At 72.6% G+C, this 15,217-nt stretch carries 11 protein-coding genes; 3 read left to right on the top strand and 8 right to left on the bottom strand.

The features are described 5' to 3' along the window. Positions 1-175: 175 nt before the first annotated feature. On the top strand, positions 176-1,576 hold the full coding sequence (locus tag BU197_RS21490; RefSeq protein WP_188269937.1) for an APC family permease: 1,401 nt from the start codon (positions 176-178) through the stop codon (positions 1,574-1,576). 111 nt (positions 1,577-1,687) lie between these two features. On the opposite strand, the gene BU197_RS21485 is transcribed toward BU197_RS21490, so the two are convergent. Beyond that, positions 1,688-3,208 (bottom strand): catalase, encoded by a 1,521-nt coding sequence (locus BU197_RS21485; protein ID WP_188269936.1) that lies wholly within the window; start codon positions 3,206-3,208, stop codon positions 1,688-1,690. Between the two features lie 203 nt (positions 3,209-3,411). Between BU197_RS21485 and BU197_RS21480 the strand changes: the two genes are divergently transcribed. Together BU197_RS21480 and BU197_RS21475 are read left to right on the top strand one after the other, a co-directional pair. Further along, positions 3,412-4,539, top strand: a complete 1,128-nt coding sequence (locus tag BU197_RS21480) for a helix-turn-helix domain-containing protein (RefSeq protein WP_188269935.1) — start codon at positions 3,412-3,414, stop codon at positions 4,537-4,539. A 41-nt stretch (positions 4,540-4,580) separates the two neighbouring features. After that, positions 4,581-4,751 (top strand): hypothetical protein, encoded by a 171-nt coding sequence (locus tag BU197_RS21475; RefSeq protein WP_188269934.1) that lies wholly within the window; start codon positions 4,581-4,583, stop codon positions 4,749-4,751. Positions 4,752-4,874: 123 nt separating this feature from the next. Here BU197_RS21475 and BU197_RS21470 read toward each other — a convergent pair whose 3' ends face one another. The 7 genes from BU197_RS21470 to BU197_RS21440 all read right to left on the bottom strand — a co-directional run bounded on the left by BU197_RS21470 (position 4,875) and on the right by BU197_RS21440 (position 15,107). Then, positions 4,875-5,690: an ABC transporter ATP-binding protein gene (locus BU197_RS21470; protein WP_188269933.1), complete on the bottom strand. Its 816-nt coding sequence runs from the start codon at positions 5,688-5,690 to the stop codon at positions 4,875-4,877. Further along, the gene (locus BU197_RS21465) at positions 5,677-6,717 is read right to left on the bottom strand and encodes a glycine betaine ABC transporter substrate-binding protein (protein WP_188269932.1); all 1,041 of its coding nucleotides are present in this window, start codon (positions 6,715-6,717) and stop codon (positions 5,677-5,679) included. Before BU197_RS21465 ends, BU197_RS21470 begins: the two co-directional genes overlap by 14 nt. 115 nt (positions 6,718-6,832) lie before the next feature. Continuing rightward, a complete protein-coding gene (locus tag BU197_RS21460) occupies positions 6,833-7,714 on the bottom strand; it encodes an ABC transporter permease (protein ID WP_188269931.1) in 882 nt (293 codons plus the stop codon). Next, positions 7,711-8,889: an LLM class flavin-dependent oxidoreductase gene (locus tag BU197_RS21455; protein ID WP_188269930.1), complete on the bottom strand. Its 1,179-nt coding sequence runs from the start codon at positions 8,887-8,889 to the stop codon at positions 7,711-7,713. Before BU197_RS21455 ends, BU197_RS21460 begins: the two co-directional genes overlap by 4 nt. Before the next feature lie 475 nt (positions 8,890-9,364). Beyond that, the gene (locus BU197_RS31090; RefSeq protein ID WP_188269929.1) at positions 9,365-9,898 is read right to left on the bottom strand and encodes a hypothetical protein; all 534 of its coding nucleotides are present in this window, start codon (positions 9,896-9,898) and stop codon (positions 9,365-9,367) included. Between the two features lie 375 nt (positions 9,899-10,273). Continuing rightward, positions 10,274-13,471 carry a M20/M25/M40 family metallo-hydrolase gene (locus BU197_RS21445; RefSeq protein WP_188269928.1) on the bottom strand — a complete coding sequence of 1,066 codons (3,198 nt, stop codon included), beginning with the start codon at positions 13,469-13,471 and terminating at the stop codon, positions 10,274-10,276. 157 nt (positions 13,472-13,628) lie between these two features. Next, on the bottom strand, positions 13,629-15,107 hold the full coding sequence (locus BU197_RS21440) for a helix-turn-helix domain-containing protein (protein ID WP_188269927.1): 1,479 nt from the start codon (positions 15,105-15,107) through the stop codon (positions 13,629-13,631). Positions 15,108-15,217 lie beyond the last annotated feature (110 nt).

Here is a 15,217-nt window from a genome sequence, read left to right as displayed (position 1 = left end):
AGAGCCGTCGCCTCGCTCCTCGACGACGGATTTCGCAGTCTGCCGACCATTGACCTGCGGTTCCGTGCGGGCTTCCATTCAGCCGGGAGCAACGGACCCCCTCACATCACCGGCCGCCTCGGAGGCGATACCGCTCCCGCGCAGAATCACCGCACGCATCGATCGGAACCGTCTGATGACCGACACCCTCAGCGCACCACACGCCCTGGCCCCTCAGACCGGGCCCACGCCGCAGAAGCTCAAGCGTTCCATCGGTGTCGTCGGCGGCACCCTCCTGACGCTCTCGTGCGTCACCCCCGCCTCGACCCTCTTCGTGGTCGTCCCCGACCTCTTCGGCAGCGTCGGCACCTTCACCACCCTCACCATCGCCATCGGCTCCCTGCTCTGCATCGGCGTGGCCTTCGTCTACTCCGAGCTGGGCACCCTCATCCCCAGCGCGGGCGGCGAGTACGCGATCGTCTCCACCCTCGCGGGCCGTCTCGCCGGCTGGCTGGTCTTCGTACTCTCCCTGCTCGTCGTGATGATCGTGCCACCGGTGATCTCCATGGGCACCGCCGACTACCTGGAACCGATCGTGCACATCCCGGCTCCGCTCGCGGGCGCCGGGGTCATGCTCCTGGCGACCCTCGCCGGTCTGCTCGACCTGCGCGCCAACGCCTGGATCACCGGCATCTTCCTCGTCCTTGAGGTCGTCGCCGCCGGCATCGTCGCGATCCTGGGCTTCGCCCACACCCAGCGCGGCGCCGGGGCCCTGGTGCACGGACAGGTCGCGGGCGAGGGCGGCACCCACTCGCTCGTCACCGGCGCGCTCGTCGTCTCCGGCCTCGCCATCGCCCTCTTCGTCACCCAGGGCTTCTCGACGGCCGTCTACCTCTCCGAGGAGCTGGAGAACCCGCGCCGCAACGTCGCCCGGACCGTGCTGGCCACGCTCGGCATCTCCAGCGCCGTCATCCTCGTGCCCGTCGTCGCCATCACCCTCGGCGCCGACGACCTGGAAGCCCTCACCGCCGGTGACATCAGCGGCATGATCACCGCCTGGTCCAACTCGGCCGTCGGCACCTTCATCAGTCTCTGCGTCGCGCTCGCCATCATCAACGCCGGCATCGTGATGGTCATCCAGAACTCCCGCGTGCTGTTCGCCTCCGCCCGTGACAAGGCCTGGCCCGAGCCGGTCAACAACGCCCTGTCCCGCCTCGGCCGCTTCGGCTCGCCGTGGGTCGCCACCCTCCTCGTGGGCGTGCCCGGCGCGGCCCTCTGCTTCGTCAACCTGGACACCCTGTACGGCGTCACCGGAGTCTCGGTCACCGGAATGTACCTGCTGGTCGCGATCGCCGCCCTGTTCAGCCGTCGCGGGGTGCACGGCCAGGGCCAGGCCTGGCGCATGCCGCTGTGGCCGGCCGTCCCGGTCCTGCTCATCGGCGTCCTCGCGTACGTCCTGTACATGCAGGAGACCGAGTACCTCCTGTGGACCGGTGGCATCACCGCCGTCGCCACCCTCTACTGGGCGCTCTACCTGCGGCCCCGTCAGGAGACCCGCTGGCTCGTCAGCATCCCGGAGGACGACGAGCAGGACTGACCCGGACGCGACCGAACGGACCCGGACGGACCCGGACGGACCTGCGGCGGAGGCCGGGGCGGCACGATCGCCCCGGCCTCCGCCGTTTGCTCCGTCACGGGCAGGGCAGGTTCACGCCTTGCGCCGCATGGACTCGCGTGCGGGGTTGTCCTGCCGGGCCGCCTTGGGGTCGGTCTCCTCGGCCTTGGTCCGGACTCCCCGGGCGATGCGGTCGCCGAGGGCCTTGTCGATGTTCTTCCAGTACGTGAACGCGCGCTCCAGGACAGGCTCGCCGACCCCGTTGAGGAGATGACCGACCACGTTGTCGACGAGCCGGTCGCGGGCCGCGTCGTCCAGGACCTCGCGCACGAGGGTCCCGGGCTGGCCCCAGTCGTCGTCCTCCGCGTGCGAGACATAGGCCGCCCGGGTGATCTCGCCGTCCGCCGTCCAGCTGGGCGGCTTGCCGTGGTGCTCGGTGTCGGCGGCGGGACCGCCCTTGGAGTTGGGGGCGTAGACCGGGTCGGTCGTCTTCCGGTAGGCCATCGCCCCGTCCTTGGAGTACGTGTGGACGTCGACGACGGGGGCGTTCACGGGGAGCTGCTGGTAGTTGCCGCCGATGCGGTGGCGGTGGGCGTCCGCGTAGGAGAACAGGCGGCCGAGGAGCATGCGGTCCGGGCTCGGGCCGATGCCGGGGACCAGGTTGTTCGGCTGGAAGGCCGCCTGCTCGATCTCGGCGTGGTTGTCGGTGGGGTTGCGGTCGAGGGTCATCCGGCCGACCGGGATCAGCGGGTAGTCGCCGTGCGGCCACACCTTGGTGAGGTCGAACGGGTTGAACCGGTACGTCGCCGCCTCCGCGTACGGCATGACCTGGACGTGCAGGGTCCACGAGGGGAAGTCGCCGTCCCTGATGTGCTCGAAGAGGTCCCGGGTGTGGTAGTCCGTGTCGACGGCCGCCATCTGGTCGGCCTCGTGCTGGGTGAAGAAATCGATGCCCTGGTCCGTCTTGAAGTGGTACTTCACCCAGAACCGTTCACCGGAGGCGTTGATCCACATATACGTGTGGGACGTGTAGCCGTTCATGTGGCGCCAGGTGCGCGGGATGCCCCGGTCCCCCATCAGCCAGGCGACCTGGTGGGCGGATTCCGGCGAGAGGGTCCAGAAGTCCCACTGCATGTCGTGGTCGCGCAGGTTGTTGTCGGCACGGCGCTTCTGGGAGCGGATGAAGTGCTGGAACTTCATCGGGTCCTTGATGAAGAAGACCGGCGTGTTGTTGCCGACCATGTCGTAGTTGCCCTCGCTGGTGTAGAACTTCACCGCGAAGCCGCGCGGGTCGCGCCAGGTGTCCGGGCTGCCGCGCTCCCCCGCGACGGTGGAGAAGCGGATGACCAGATCGGTGCGGGTGCCCGGCTGGAAGAGGGCCGCCTTGGTGAAGCGGCTGACGTCATGGGTGACCTCGAAGTGGCCGAACGCGCCGCTGCCCTTGGCGTGGGGCTGGCGCTCCGGAATCCGTTCACGGTTGAACTGCGCCATCTGTTCGATCAGATAGGAGTCCTGGAGCAGGATCGGTCCGCCGGGACCCACGGTGAGCGAGTGTTCGTCGCTCTCCACCGGAGCGCCGGAGTCGGACGTGGTGGCGGGACGGCTCTCGGTCATCGGTACGTCTGCCTTTCGTCGTGCCCTGCGGTGGCCCCGGCCCCTCGGACGCGCGCCGGAACGGAGCGGCGGTCGGCCCGCCGCACACGCACCTCCCAGCCTGGGCGCACTCGTCCGAAGCCACCACCCGAGAGCCGTTCCGCCTTGGCCGGAAAGAGACTGCCGGTATCCCGGTGCGGTCCCCACGATGGGGCGTGTCCCCCGTGAATCCCGAGGAGCCCGCCGACCCGCGCCCCGCCCCGGGGGGTGCCCGTCGCCACGACGCGCTGCTGACCACCTTGTCGAGCGAGTCCGTGCGGGCCGAGGACCGCTTCGAGTGGTACGCCGATCAGGTCCGCCGGCACATCTTTCCGCTCGCGCTCTCGACCCCGTACACCGAGGACTTCCCGTCCCGGGTCTCCGCGCTCCGCCTGGGGACGGCGCAGCTCGCGCACTTCTCCTTCCCGCCGCTGCACGCGGCGCGGACGGCCCGGCACATCCGGCGTGACGATCCGGAGACCTACCAGCTGGGATGGATACGGCGCAGTTCGATGCGGGTCGGTCAGCTGCGCGGCCACGCCCTGGCCGGTCCGGACGACATGGTGCTCTTCGACACCTCGCATCCCCTGGAAGCCGGGGTGCCGGAGGAGGGGGGCAGGGCCGAGGTGGTGGTGCTGCGGATCGCGAGGAGCGCGCTGCCCCTGCCCGCCACGCACACCGACCGTCTCCTCTCGCTGCGGCTCGCTCCCGGCGGGGTGAGCGGGATGCTGCTGCGGCGGCATCTGGGCGCCCTGCTCGACCACGCGGCCGAGGTGGGGCCCGCCGAGGCCCACCGTCTGGGTACCGTCACCGGCGATCTCGTCGCCTCGTTCCTGGCCGACCGGCTCGACGCGTCGGGGCTGCTGCCCTGGGAGTCGCGCACCACCGTGCTGCGCGCCGAGATCAACGCCTTCATCAACGAGCATCTCGGCGACCCCGCTCTCGGCCCCGCGGCCATCGCCGCCCACCATCACCTGTCCCTGCGCTCCCTCCACTCCTTGTTCCGCCTCGAACCGGCCACCGTGGCGGCGACCATCCGGCGGCGGCGGCTGGAGCGCTGCCGCCTCGATCTCGCGGACCCCCGGCTGCGTCACCGGTCGATCGCCGCGCTCGCGGCCCGCTGGGGGCTGCTCGTCCCCGCCGAGTTCAGCCGCTCCTTCCGTGCCGCGTACGGGATGTCTCCGGGCGAGTACCGCGCCGAGACGGGCGGCTCCCGGACCTCCGCACGGGAGCACAAGCGACCACGCGCCCGTCCACATCCCGGTGCGTCCGCCCGACGGCACGATGCAAGCCCCGGCTTCGAGCGTTCCTGAGCGGCCGGGGTGTGACGCCTGTTCATGCGGTGATACGGGGGATGGCCGTGTACTACGACGACTGGGAGAAGCGACAAGCGTACGAGCGGGGGCGCGAGGAGGAACGGGACCGGATACGGCGCGCGGTCGACGGCGACGAGGGCAGCGGGTGCTTCGGCCTGATCGTCCTCTGCGTCATCGTCTACTTCGTCGTCCAGGCCTGTACGCGCTGACGCGGGACCGGCCGCTCGCGCCCCGTGGCGCCCCCGGAGGAAGCACGGGGGCGCCACGGGCACCGGCCGGGAAACCCAGAAGGCCAGCAGGCCAGGAGGTCGGGAGACCTGGAGGCCGGAAGGTCAGGAGGTCAGGGCCGCCTCGCGGGTCGCGCGGGCCAGTTCCGCTCGCAGGCTCGCGACGGGGGCCGCTCCGCGCAGGGCGGCGACATCCGTGTCCGGGTCCCTGGGCAGGGGGACGGCGACCTCTTCGACGATGCGGCCCGGGGCGGCCGCCATCACCAGGACCCGGGAACCGAGCAGCACCGCTTCTTCCGCCGAATGGGTGACGAAGACGACGGTCGTGCCGGTGGTGGCCGCCAGAGTCCGCACCTCTTCCTGGAGCCGTTCGCGGGTGAGGGCGTCGAGCGCGGCGAACGGCTCGTCCATGAGCAGGATCTGCGGTTCGGCGGCGAGCGCGCGGGCGATCGCCACGCGCTGCCGCTGCCCGCCCGACAGTTCCCAGGTGCGGCGACCGCCCATGCCGGGAAGCCCGACCAGGCGCAGAAGCTCCTCGATGCGTGTGGCCCGCCCCGTACGGGGGACGCCGTGCCGGGCGAGCGCGAAGGCGAGGTTTCCCGCGACGGTCCGCCAGGGGAAGAGCCGCGGCTGCTGGAAGACCACGCCCGTCTTGCGGTGGACGCCGACCGTGCCCGCCGCCGGGCGTTCGAAACCCGCCATCAGACGCAGCAGGGTGGTCTTGCCGCAGCCCGAGGGGCCGACGAGGACGACGAACTCGCCGGGCGCGACCGTGAGCGAGACGTCTCCCACCGCCGTGACGGGGTTCCGGGCGGGACCGTAACGGACGCTGACACCGTCGAGTGCGATGTCCGGCCCGGCAGGCGCGGGGCGGGGGCCGGAGGGTCCGGTGTCACCCGGGCGGCGGTCAGCGGGTGCCACGGGACAGCTCCTCCACCGCGAGGGCCTTCTCGAAGACCGCGCGTTCGGGGACGGTGTCGATCGCCTTCTGTCCGTGCAGGAAGACGGCGGCGTCCCGCAGGTGCCCCGCGAGCGCGCCGGGCTTGCCGGGCGTCCCCAGGTAGGCGGGGGCCCGCTGTTCCGCCGCGGTGAGCAGGACGAGTTCCGCGAGTTGGGCGCGGGCCTGGTCGGGGGTCAGGTTCAGCTCGGTCCCGATCGCGGCCGCCGCCTTCGCCGGGTCGCTCTTGGCGAGCTTGACGGCCTGGTCCTCGGCGGACAGCCAGGCGTCGACGATCTCGGGGTGTGCGGCGGCGAACGCGTCGGTGACGACGCCGAGGTCGGCGGTCGGCTTCCCGGCGGCCCCGATCTGCCGGCTGGTGACGAGGACCTTCCCGGTCTCGCGGAGTTCGGTGAGGCTCGGGGTCCAGACGTAGGCGGCGTCGATGTCGCCGCGCTGCCAGGCGGCGAGTGCGTCCTGCGGCTGGAGGTCGACGAGCGACACGTCGGAGGCGGTGAGCCCGGCCGACTCCAGGGCGGCGAGCAGCGAGTAGTGGGCGGTGGACCCGAACGGGGCGGCCACCTTGCGCCCCTTCAGGGCGGCCACGGAGGCGATCTCCTTCTTGGCGACGAGGGCCTCGTTGTCGCCGATGAGGTCATGGATCCACAGCACCTTGTACGGGATGTCCAGCGGCGCCGACAGTCCCTTGGTGACGGGGCTGGAGCCGATCAGGCCCAGGTCGACGGCTCCGGCGATCACGGCCGTGTTGACGTCGCCGCCCGAGTCGAACTTCACCCAGCGGACGTCGGCGTCGGGCAGGGCTTTCTCCAGGAGCCGCTGGTTCTTGACGACCAGATCGGCGTTGGGTATCGCCTGGTAGGCGATGCGCACCCGGGTCCTGCCCGATTCCTCTCCGTCGTTCGTGGCGGCTCCGCCGCAGGCGGTCGCGGCCAGGGCGAGCAGCGCGGCGGCGCCGGCGGTGAGGACGGTGCGGCGGGGGTACGGAGACATGGGGCTTCCTTGGCTGGGGGCCGCGCGCTGCGGGCCGGGGGGGTACGGGGCGAGGAGAAGGGGCGTACGGGAGACGGAAGCGCTGTACGGGGGGGGGACGGGAGCGGCGGCCCGGTCAGGCTCGGCCGCGCCAGGGCACGGCGGCCTTCTCCACTCCCCTGAACAGGGCGTCGAGGAGGATGCCGGAGAGGCCGATGGCCAGGAGTCCGGCGATGACGAGATCGGTCTGGTTGTAGCGCTGGGCGTCGCGGATCATGCCGCCGATGCCGGGGACCCCGTTGATGGTCTCGGCGGCGACGACCGAGGTGTAGGCGATGCCGACGGCGATCCGTACGCCGGTGAGGATCTCGGGCAGCGCGGCCGGAAGCCGTACCGACAGCAGGACGGAGAGGGGTCCGGCACCGAGCGCGCGGGCCGCCTCGACCAGATCGCCCGGGACGCCCCGGACCGCCGCCGCGGTGGCGGCGGTGATCGGCGGGAGGGCGGCGATGACGAGCAGCCAGATCTTGGGCGACTCGTCGATGCCGAACCAGATGACGAGCAGGGAGAGGTAGGCGAGCGGGGGCAGGGTGCGCAGGAAGGTGACGGCCGGTTCGAGGACGACGGCGAGCGGGCGGACCACCCCGATCAGCAGCCCGAGGGGGACTCCGACGAGCGTCGCGTACCCGGTGCCGAGGGCGATGCGGCGCAGGGAGACCGCGAGGTGTTCGACGAGCAGGTGCCCACTGACGCCTCGGGTTCCGTCGTGGACGGTGGAGGCGCGGACGAGGGCCCGCCAGACGTCGGCGGGGGCGGGGACGAGGACGCGGGGCCAGACGCCCGCCGCGACCACGGTCTGCCAGACGGCGACCAGGACCGCGAGGGCGAGGAGCCGTAGCGCGGTCCACTGGAGGAACCGCGCCCAGGGGCGGGCCCCTGCGGCGGTCCGCGCGGGCGCGCCGCCGGATCCGTGCCCGGCGGGGGCGGCCGTCCCGGGTGCGCCGTCGAGGAGCGTCACACCGTCACCCCCTCGGCGGCGGACGCGGTGGCGGTCTCGGGCGCGGCGGCGCTCTCGGTCGTGGGCCCTGCGGCGCTCTCGACGAGCGCCCGCAGCCGGGGTGCGACCTCCTCGCCGACCCGGTAGGCCTCCTCCAGGTGCGGGTAGCCGGAGAGGACGAACTCGTCGATGCCCAGCAGGTGGTACTCCCGGAGGCGGGCGGCGACCTCGTCGTGCGAGCCGACCAGGGCGGTCCCGGCTCCTTCGCGGACGAGTCCGATGCCGGCCCAGAGGTTGGGGGCGACGGTGAGGCGGGCGGCTGAGCCGCCGTGCAGGGCGGTCATGCGGGCCTGGCCGGTGGAGTCCATCCGGGAGAAGCGTTCCTGCGAGGCGCGTACGGCCTCGGGGTCGAGTCCGGCCAGAATGCGGTCGGCCTCGCGCCAGGCCTCGTCGGCGGTGTCGCGGCTGATGACGTGGAGGCGCAGTCCGAAGCGCGGGTCCCGGCCGTGCGCGGCGGCCTTGGCGCGCAGTCGGGCGACGCGTTCGGCGACGGCCGCCGGGGGCTCGCCCCAGAGCAGTTGGACGTCGGCGTGGCGGGCGGCGACGGTCTCGGCGGCGGGTGAGGCGCCGCCGAAGTAGAGGGGGACGGGCGCGGCGAGGGTCGGTTCGTGGAGGCGCGCGTCCTCGACCCGGATGTGCGGGCCCTCGGTGTCGACCCGGTGTCCGGCGAGCAGTTCCCGTACGACGTGCATGAGTTCGCCGCTGCGTGCGTAGCGCTCGTCCTTCGGGAGGTGGTCGCCGTAGGCGCGCTGTTCGGCGGGGTCGCCGCCGGTGACGACGTTGAGCGCGATCCGGTCGCCGAAGAGGCGCCGGAAGGTGTCGGCCTGCTGGGCGACGAGGGTGGGCTGGGCGAGTCCGGCGCGGAAGGCGACGAGGAAGCCGACGCGTTCGGTGCGGGCCGCCACGGCGGGGGTGAGGACCCAGGGGTCGACGCAGCCGAGTCCGACGGGGGTGAGCAGCTTGGCGAAGCCGGCCCGGTCGGCGGCCCGTGCGACCTGGACGAGGTAGTCGAGGTCGGCCGGGCGCCGGGTGGCGGCGGCGGTGCGGCCCTGGACGGCGGTGACGCCGCCCGGGTCGCGGCCGTCGCCGCCGGTGGGCAGGAACCAGTGCAGGACGGGAAGGTCGGTCGGTGACATGCGGAGGACACCTCGGGGGTACGGGGGCGCGGTGGGACACCGGCACGGCGGGCCACGGGGCCGGACGGGCGGGTCCGGGAACGGGGCGCCGGGAGGTCGGCGTACGGCCGCGACGGAGCGGCGGAGGGGAGGGCGGTGCCGGTGGCCGACGCGTCGGGAGGCGTCGGGGCCGCTCGTGGCAGAGCCGTCGGGGCCCCTTCCGCGCGGGCGGGTCAGGGTCCGGGACGGACGGGTTCAGTGACGGGCGGCGGCACGGGTGCGGGGCCGACACAGCATCCCGGCGACACGCATGAGGTCCACGTGTCGGCGGCGGATGAGGTCGGGGCGCATGCCCGCATCCTGGCGGCGATGTCCGCCCACCGACAACCATGTCCCATGATGTGGACAGGCGTGTCCCGGATGCCGGTCATCGGGGCACGACGGGGCCGCCCCCGGCCCCTGAGCGGGGGCGGGGGCGGCGCGGGGAAGGAGGCTCTCAACAGGGGCGGATGTGGTACACCGGCGTCCAGTTGGCGGTGCCGACGGCCTTGGCCACGCTCGACCAGCGCTCGCTGCCGTTCTGGTTGTAGAAGCGGGCGCGGGTGCCCGAGGTCTGGTTGTTGTTGAAGGTGCCGTCGCCGATGCCGTCGAAGTCGTAGTAGCCGCAGCGGTAGTAGTCGTACCTGACGTTGCGTCCGTCGAGGATGCACAGGTGACCGTCGGCGCAGGACGGGTAGGCCTCGGGGTCGGCCTGCGCGCGGGCCTCGGCGCTGCCGGGGAGGGCGACGGTGGCGGTTCCGCCGGGGATGTCGACGGTGTTCGCCGAGGTCTGGCGGGCCTGCGGAGACCGCGCGAGGACGGCGTCGACCTGGCGCTGGAGTTCACCGGCCTGCTGCTCGGAGAGTCCGGCGGCGCGCGCCTGCTCGGCGTAGGTCGCGGTCGGGGTGGTCGAGGCGTGGGCCGACAGGACGGGCCCCGCGATGAGGGCCGCTGCGGCGGTCAGGATCGCCAGGGTCTTACGCGCTGACATGGTGGTTCCCCTCTGTGTTGCTGCGACCGGAGGGCGGCCCGGTTCACGATGGGCGGTCCGGTTTCGGGCCTCACTCTTCCATCGCCGCAGAGCGCTCAAGAAGGGGTTAACTCGCCTCTGACCTGCTGTTTCTTCCTCTCCCTCGGGACCCGGGCGACGTGCGGGGCCCCGCTTGTCTCGCACGCCCGTGCGTGCACGTCCATGCATGGGGCAACGATTCTTCGGGCCGTGGCGTGCGCATTCCTCCGGCGTATGCCCTTGGCACCGGATGGTCCCGCCGTGTGGCGGAAAAGCGATGGGAACCGGACCGGCCGGCTCCCCGTCGTCACGGGGGCCGGCCGGAGGTGGGGTCGCGCGGGGCGACCGGTCAGTTGGTCAGAGGCGCTGCCAGAGGGCGGGGACGTTCGGGGGCTCCCAGCCCTGGTAGGCGGTGTGGCCCTGGAGGCAGCGGTAGCGGACGCCGCTGTAGGTCACGATGTCACCGGCGGCGTAGGTGGCGCCCAGCTGCCAGGTGGTCTCGCCGCCGCCACCGCCGGAGACGGTGAGGGTGTACGTGGTCTGGTGGCTGACCTCGCCCGCACCCGAGAGACCGAGGGTGTACGTACCCGCAGCGGTGCCCGCGGCGACCGACACCGTGGCCGTCGAGGACTGGCCCGAGGTGACCGAGGCGGGGCTGAACGACACGGTCACACCGGTCGGCAGGCCCGAGGCCGAGAGCTGCACGCTCTGGGCGTTGCCGCTGGTGGTGGCCGTCGTCACGGTGACCGAGGCGGACGAGCCGGGGGCGACCGTACCGGCGGCGGGCGAAGCACCGATCGAGAAGTCGTTGGCCGGGGTCGTGGACTCCCCGACGGCGGTCTTCCAGAGGGTGTACACGATGCCGTCGGCGCTGCGGTTCAGCGCGGTGGCGCTGATGTTGGCGGTGGTGTCGCAGGCGGAGTGGTAGCAGGGGTCGTAGCCCCGGCCGGCCGTGCCGCCCCACTTGGCCGCCTCGGTGGCGGACTTGATCGCCGACGCGCCGGTCGCGTAGCCGGAGGTCGGGATGCCGATCTGCTGGAAGGAGTAGTCGTCCGAGCGGCCCTGCCCCTCGATGTTCTCCTGGGGGGCGAGACCGAGCGAGTCCCAGTACGCCTTCATCGGCGCGGAGGCGGCCGAGTTCAGGTTGTTGATGAAGTAGCCGCCGTTGACCGAGGCGATCATGTCGAAGTTGTAGTACGCCTTGATCCGGCTCCGCTCGGTGGTGGCGAGCGTGCGGGCGTAGAAGGAGGAGCCGTTGAGGCCCTGCTCCTCGTCGGTCCACCAGGCGAAGCGGACCCGGTTCTTCATGGTCGGGTTGGACTTGGCCAGGGTGAGCGCGGCCTCCAGGAGGGCGGCGGAACCGGAGCCGTTGTCGTTGATGCCGGGCCCGGCGGACACGCCGTCGAGGTGGGCGCCGAACATGTAGACGCTGTTCGCGTCGCCCTTGGGCCACTCGGCGATCAGGTTGTTGCCCGCCCCCGCCGTGCAGCCGGAGGTGCAGGTCTGCTCGGTCACCGTGTATCCGGCGGTCTGGAGCAGGCCCTTGACGTAGGCGAGGGAAGAGCGGTAACCGGCGGTGGTGGAGCGGCGGTTGCCGCCGTTCTGCGAGGCGATGGTGGACAGCTGCGACAGGTGGGCCTGGACGGCCGCCACGTCGACGTCCGGCGGAGTGGTCGGGGTGCCTCCGCCGCCGACCTTCAGGGTGTACTGCGCGGTGTGGGTGTTGACACCGGCGCGACCCGTGACGGTGATCGGGTAGGTGCCCGCGGCGGTGCCCGAGGTGGTCGCGACGCTCATGGTCGCGGAGCCGCCGGAGGTGACCGTGGACGGGTTGAAGGTGACGGTCGCCCCGGCGGGCGCGCCGCTGGCGCTCAGGGACACCTGCTGGGCGCTGCCGACCGTGGTCGTGGTGGCGACCGTGGCGGTGGCGGTGGAGCCGGCCTGTACGTCACCGGAGCCGGGGGTGAGCGCCAGGGAGAAGTCCGCCTGCTGCGAGGTGCAGGTCGGGTCGCCGGTCTGCGCGGTCACGCTGATCGCGTCCCAGGCGGCCTTGGTGGTGTTGAACAGGCCACAGCTGGCGTCGAGGTTCTTCGCCGTGGTCAGCGTGGCGGTGCGGTAGCGCTTGTAGGTCATGCCGCTGGTCTTGAGCAGCATGGCGCCGTAGAAGATCCGTCCGGCGTCCTTGATGCCGACGCCGGTGACGGTGGAGCTGTTGCAGGTGGAGCTGGAGGGCTTGCCGCCGCCGGGGTTGGAGCCCTCGGCGAGCAGGTAGAACCAGTGGTTGAGCGGGCCCGCGGCGGCGTGCTCCTCGGTGTTGGGGATCGAGGCGGAGTAACACGCGGGGTCGCCGAGCGCGGCCGGGTTGTACATGTTGCGGATCGGGCCCCGGCCCTGGAGGTCGATCATCTCGCCGACGGTGTAGTCGGGGGTGTCGTACGGCGCCGGCTGGTTGGCGTACGCCTCGGTGAGGGCGCCCATGATGTCGCCGGTGGCCTCGCCGAGTCCGCTCTCGTGGTTGGCGCCGCCGGGGGTGTTGGAGTCCAGGCCGTGCCCGTACTCGTGGGCGACGACGTCCACGCCCGCGATCCACTTGTTGGCGCTGTTGTGGCCGATGGTGATGGTCGAGCCGTCCCAGTAGGCGTTCAGCTCGTTGAGGCCGACGCGGGCGGGCCAGCTGCCGCCGCTGCCGTTGTGCCCGTTGCGGCCGAGCCAGTCCCGGAGCATGTCCGACTGCTTCTGCGCCGCGTACATGACGTCGACACAGCCGGTCTCGCGGCTGGTGGCGCTGCCCGTGCCCCAGTCGTCGGTGGCCTTGGTGAACAGCCCGCCGTTGTAGTCGGAGCACTGGAGGCCGGGGCGGGTGGTGTCGCGCAGGACGTACGAGGTGCCCGAGCGCGAGGTGTCGATGGCGAGCGGGCTCGGCCCGTTCCACTCGCTGCGGCCGGTGCCGGCCCGGACGTCGTCGAAGGAGTCGACGACCCCGCCGGTCCGCGCGTCGACGAAGACGTGCAGCTTGCTGGGCTTGCCCTCGGCCGTACGGCCGGTCAGCACGGTCTCCCAGGCGAGGGTGGCGTGGTCGTCCTTGACGCGGACCACCAGACGCGCGGCGTCGGCCTTGTCGACCTCGGCCAGGCGTCCCCGGCTGGTCCGTTCGGCCTTCGCGGCGGACACCTTGGCGGTGGTGGACACGGAGACGGGGTTCTCCGCGGCGGACTGGACCGAGCGGACCTTGCCCTCGCCGTCGGCGAGGACCACCGCGTCGCCGCCCACGACGGGCAGACCGCGGTAGGTGCGCTCGTAGGCGACGGCGTACAGACCCTGGGTCCAGGGAATGACCTGGTGCCGGTCGTACTGCTCGTCGGCGCCCTTGGAGAGGGCGTCGAGGCCGCTGGCGGCCGCCAGGTCTGCGGCGGCGACGGCCCTGGCGGCGGAGGGGGGCTGGGGCTTGCTCGTGGGGGGTGCGGCGACCGGTGCGGCCGCGGCGACCGAGGTCGGCACCACCACTCCGAGTGTCACGACCAGGGATATCCCGGCCACCGCCAACTTTCTCAGCATCATGGCTCCTTGTGAGAGGTGATGAAGCCGCCCGGCTGATGTCGTGGCTCCGACCAACAGCGATGCGCGCACGGTTGGCTCCGTCGGGGAGTCACCGGTACGTCCGGCGCGTCGCGTCGCCGGGCTGGCCGAACCCTCACATCCGGCCGTGCTCCGGTCAACGCGTCCGGAGGCGCTGTGCGCGGCTGGCAAATTCCGGCAAGCCTCGCCCCGCTCCCCGCACCCCGAGATCGACCAACTGATCCTGGTAGTCGACGACTTGGGAGACAGCGCCCCAGTCCCGCCCGAGTCTGGCGTGCAGCCCGTCCAGCTCCGCGCGGACGAGGAGTTCGTCCGTGCCCGCCGCCTCGTCGAGCACGGGCGACGCGAGCGCCACGGCCGCCTCCGGGTCCCCCGCACAGGCCCAGCCGTCGGCGAGCCGGAGCGTGAGCAGGAGATGGGTGTCGCGCATGAGGGGCGAGAGCTGCGCCCGGGAGCGGGCGACGGCCTCGACCGCACGGCGGGCCGTCGCGCGGTCCCCGGTGGCCGCCGCGAGATCCCGCAGCGCCCCGCCGATCGCCGACTCCACCCGCATCTCGCCCTCGGCCCCGGTGAGCCAGGGGGCTTCCAGACCGTCGTCCCGGCCCAGCCTGGCGAAGGCGCGCCGGGCGGAGGAGATGTGGCGCCGGCACTCGACCCCGTCCCGGCGCAGCGCGTACCCCCGCGCCTGATAGAGGTGCGAGAGGGTGGCGATCCAGCGCCTGCGGGTGTCGACGGCGCCGATGGCCTCGGCGTATCCGAGGGTCGGTCCGGGGTCGTCGTCGAGCCGGACCAGGGCGCAGATGTCGCTGAGGAGGGTGGCGCGGGCGGGCAGGTCATGGACGGCGTCCGCCCAGCGCAGCCCGTGGCCGAACCAGGCCATGCCGACGGCGCTCTGGCCGCGCCGCATCCGCAGCCTGCCCGCCACCTGGGCGTACTGCGCGGCGATCCGCAGCTGGCCGTAGGGGGTGCGCCCGGTCGTGTGGACGGAGTCGGCCCAGCGGACCACCCCGCGCAGCAGGCGCTCGGTCGCGGCCGTGCCGTCCAGGGCGCTCAGGTGCAGCGCGCCCCGGATGACACAGGCGAGGAAGCCCGTGAGGGCGTGCAGCACCTCGGGTTCCATGGCGGTCAGTTCGTCGTGGCCGGGGGCGGCGGCCGTCAGTCGGGCGAGCAGCTCCGGTGCGGCGGCGCGGTCGGGCGTCGTACAACCCGCATTGTCGTGCAGGGGGCAGACGAGCCCTTCGGCGGGGAGCGCCGCGGGCCAGGGCAGGCCGTCCCAGACGGCGCGGGCGTCGTCTGCCTCGTCGCCCGGCGGAGTGGTGAACAGGCCCTGGTCGAGGGGGATGCGGCGAGGCTCGTGGGGGGCTCCCCCGCCGGGTCCGTGGGAGGCGGCGGCGAGCGAGGCCAGCTCGCCCCCGGCGCCGAGGACCGCGTCGAGCCGGTGGACGAGGCCGGGCGGGGGCTCGCGCAGCCCCGCCTCCAGGCGGCTTATCTGACTGTGGTGGTATCCCACGATCAGTCCCAACTGGCGTTGGGTCAGGCCGGATCGCCTGCGCCAGGACCGCAGGCCGCGTCCGAACTCCTCCCAGGGTGCCCCGGACCGCGCCGAATCGCTCATGACCCCTCCCGACGGAGGCTTCCGCCTCCAGCAGTGTGACGCCCGGACTTCGCCCCAGACTGTCCGTCAGGACAGGGCAGGGTCGCCATGCTGTCAATTCGCATGGCTGA

The sequence above is a fragment of the Streptomyces sp. CBMA291 genome, assembly GCF_014596525.1.
Classification (GTDB): Bacteria; Actinomycetota; Actinomycetes; order Streptomycetales; family Streptomycetaceae; genus Streptomyces.
The sequence above is the reverse complement of the archived record's forward strand: the minus strand, read 5'-3'. Positions and strand labels throughout refer to the sequence as shown.

Coding starts and splice junctions, on each gene's coding strand:
- BU197_RS21485 (WP_188269936.1), bottom strand. CDS start 3,208: ATGACCGAGAGCCGTCCCGCCACCACGTCCGACTCCGGCGCTCCGGTG.
- BU197_RS21475 (WP_188269934.1), top strand. CDS start 4,581: ATGGCCGTGTACTACGACGACTGGGAGAAGCGACAAGCGTACGAGCGG.
- BU197_RS31090 (WP_188269929.1), bottom strand. CDS start 9,898: ATGTCAGCGCGTAAGACCCTGGCGATCCTGACCGCCGCAGCGGCCCTC.
- BU197_RS21465 (WP_188269932.1), bottom strand. CDS start 6,717: ATGTCTCCGTACCCCCGCCGCACCGTCCTCACCGCCGGCGCCGCCGCG.
- BU197_RS21445 (WP_188269928.1), bottom strand. CDS start 13,471: ATGCTGAGAAAGTTGGCGGTGGCCGGGATATCCCTGGTCGTGACACTC.
- BU197_RS21455 (WP_188269930.1), bottom strand. CDS start 8,889: ATGTCACCGACCGACCTTCCCGTCCTGCACTGGTTCCTGCCCACCGGC.
- BU197_RS21490 (WP_188269937.1), top strand. CDS start 176: ATGACCGACACCCTCAGCGCACCACACGCCCTGGCCCCTCAGACCGGG.
- BU197_RS21440 (WP_188269927.1), bottom strand. CDS start 15,107: ATGAGCGATTCGGCGCGGTCCGGGGCACCCTGGGAGGAGTTCGGACGC.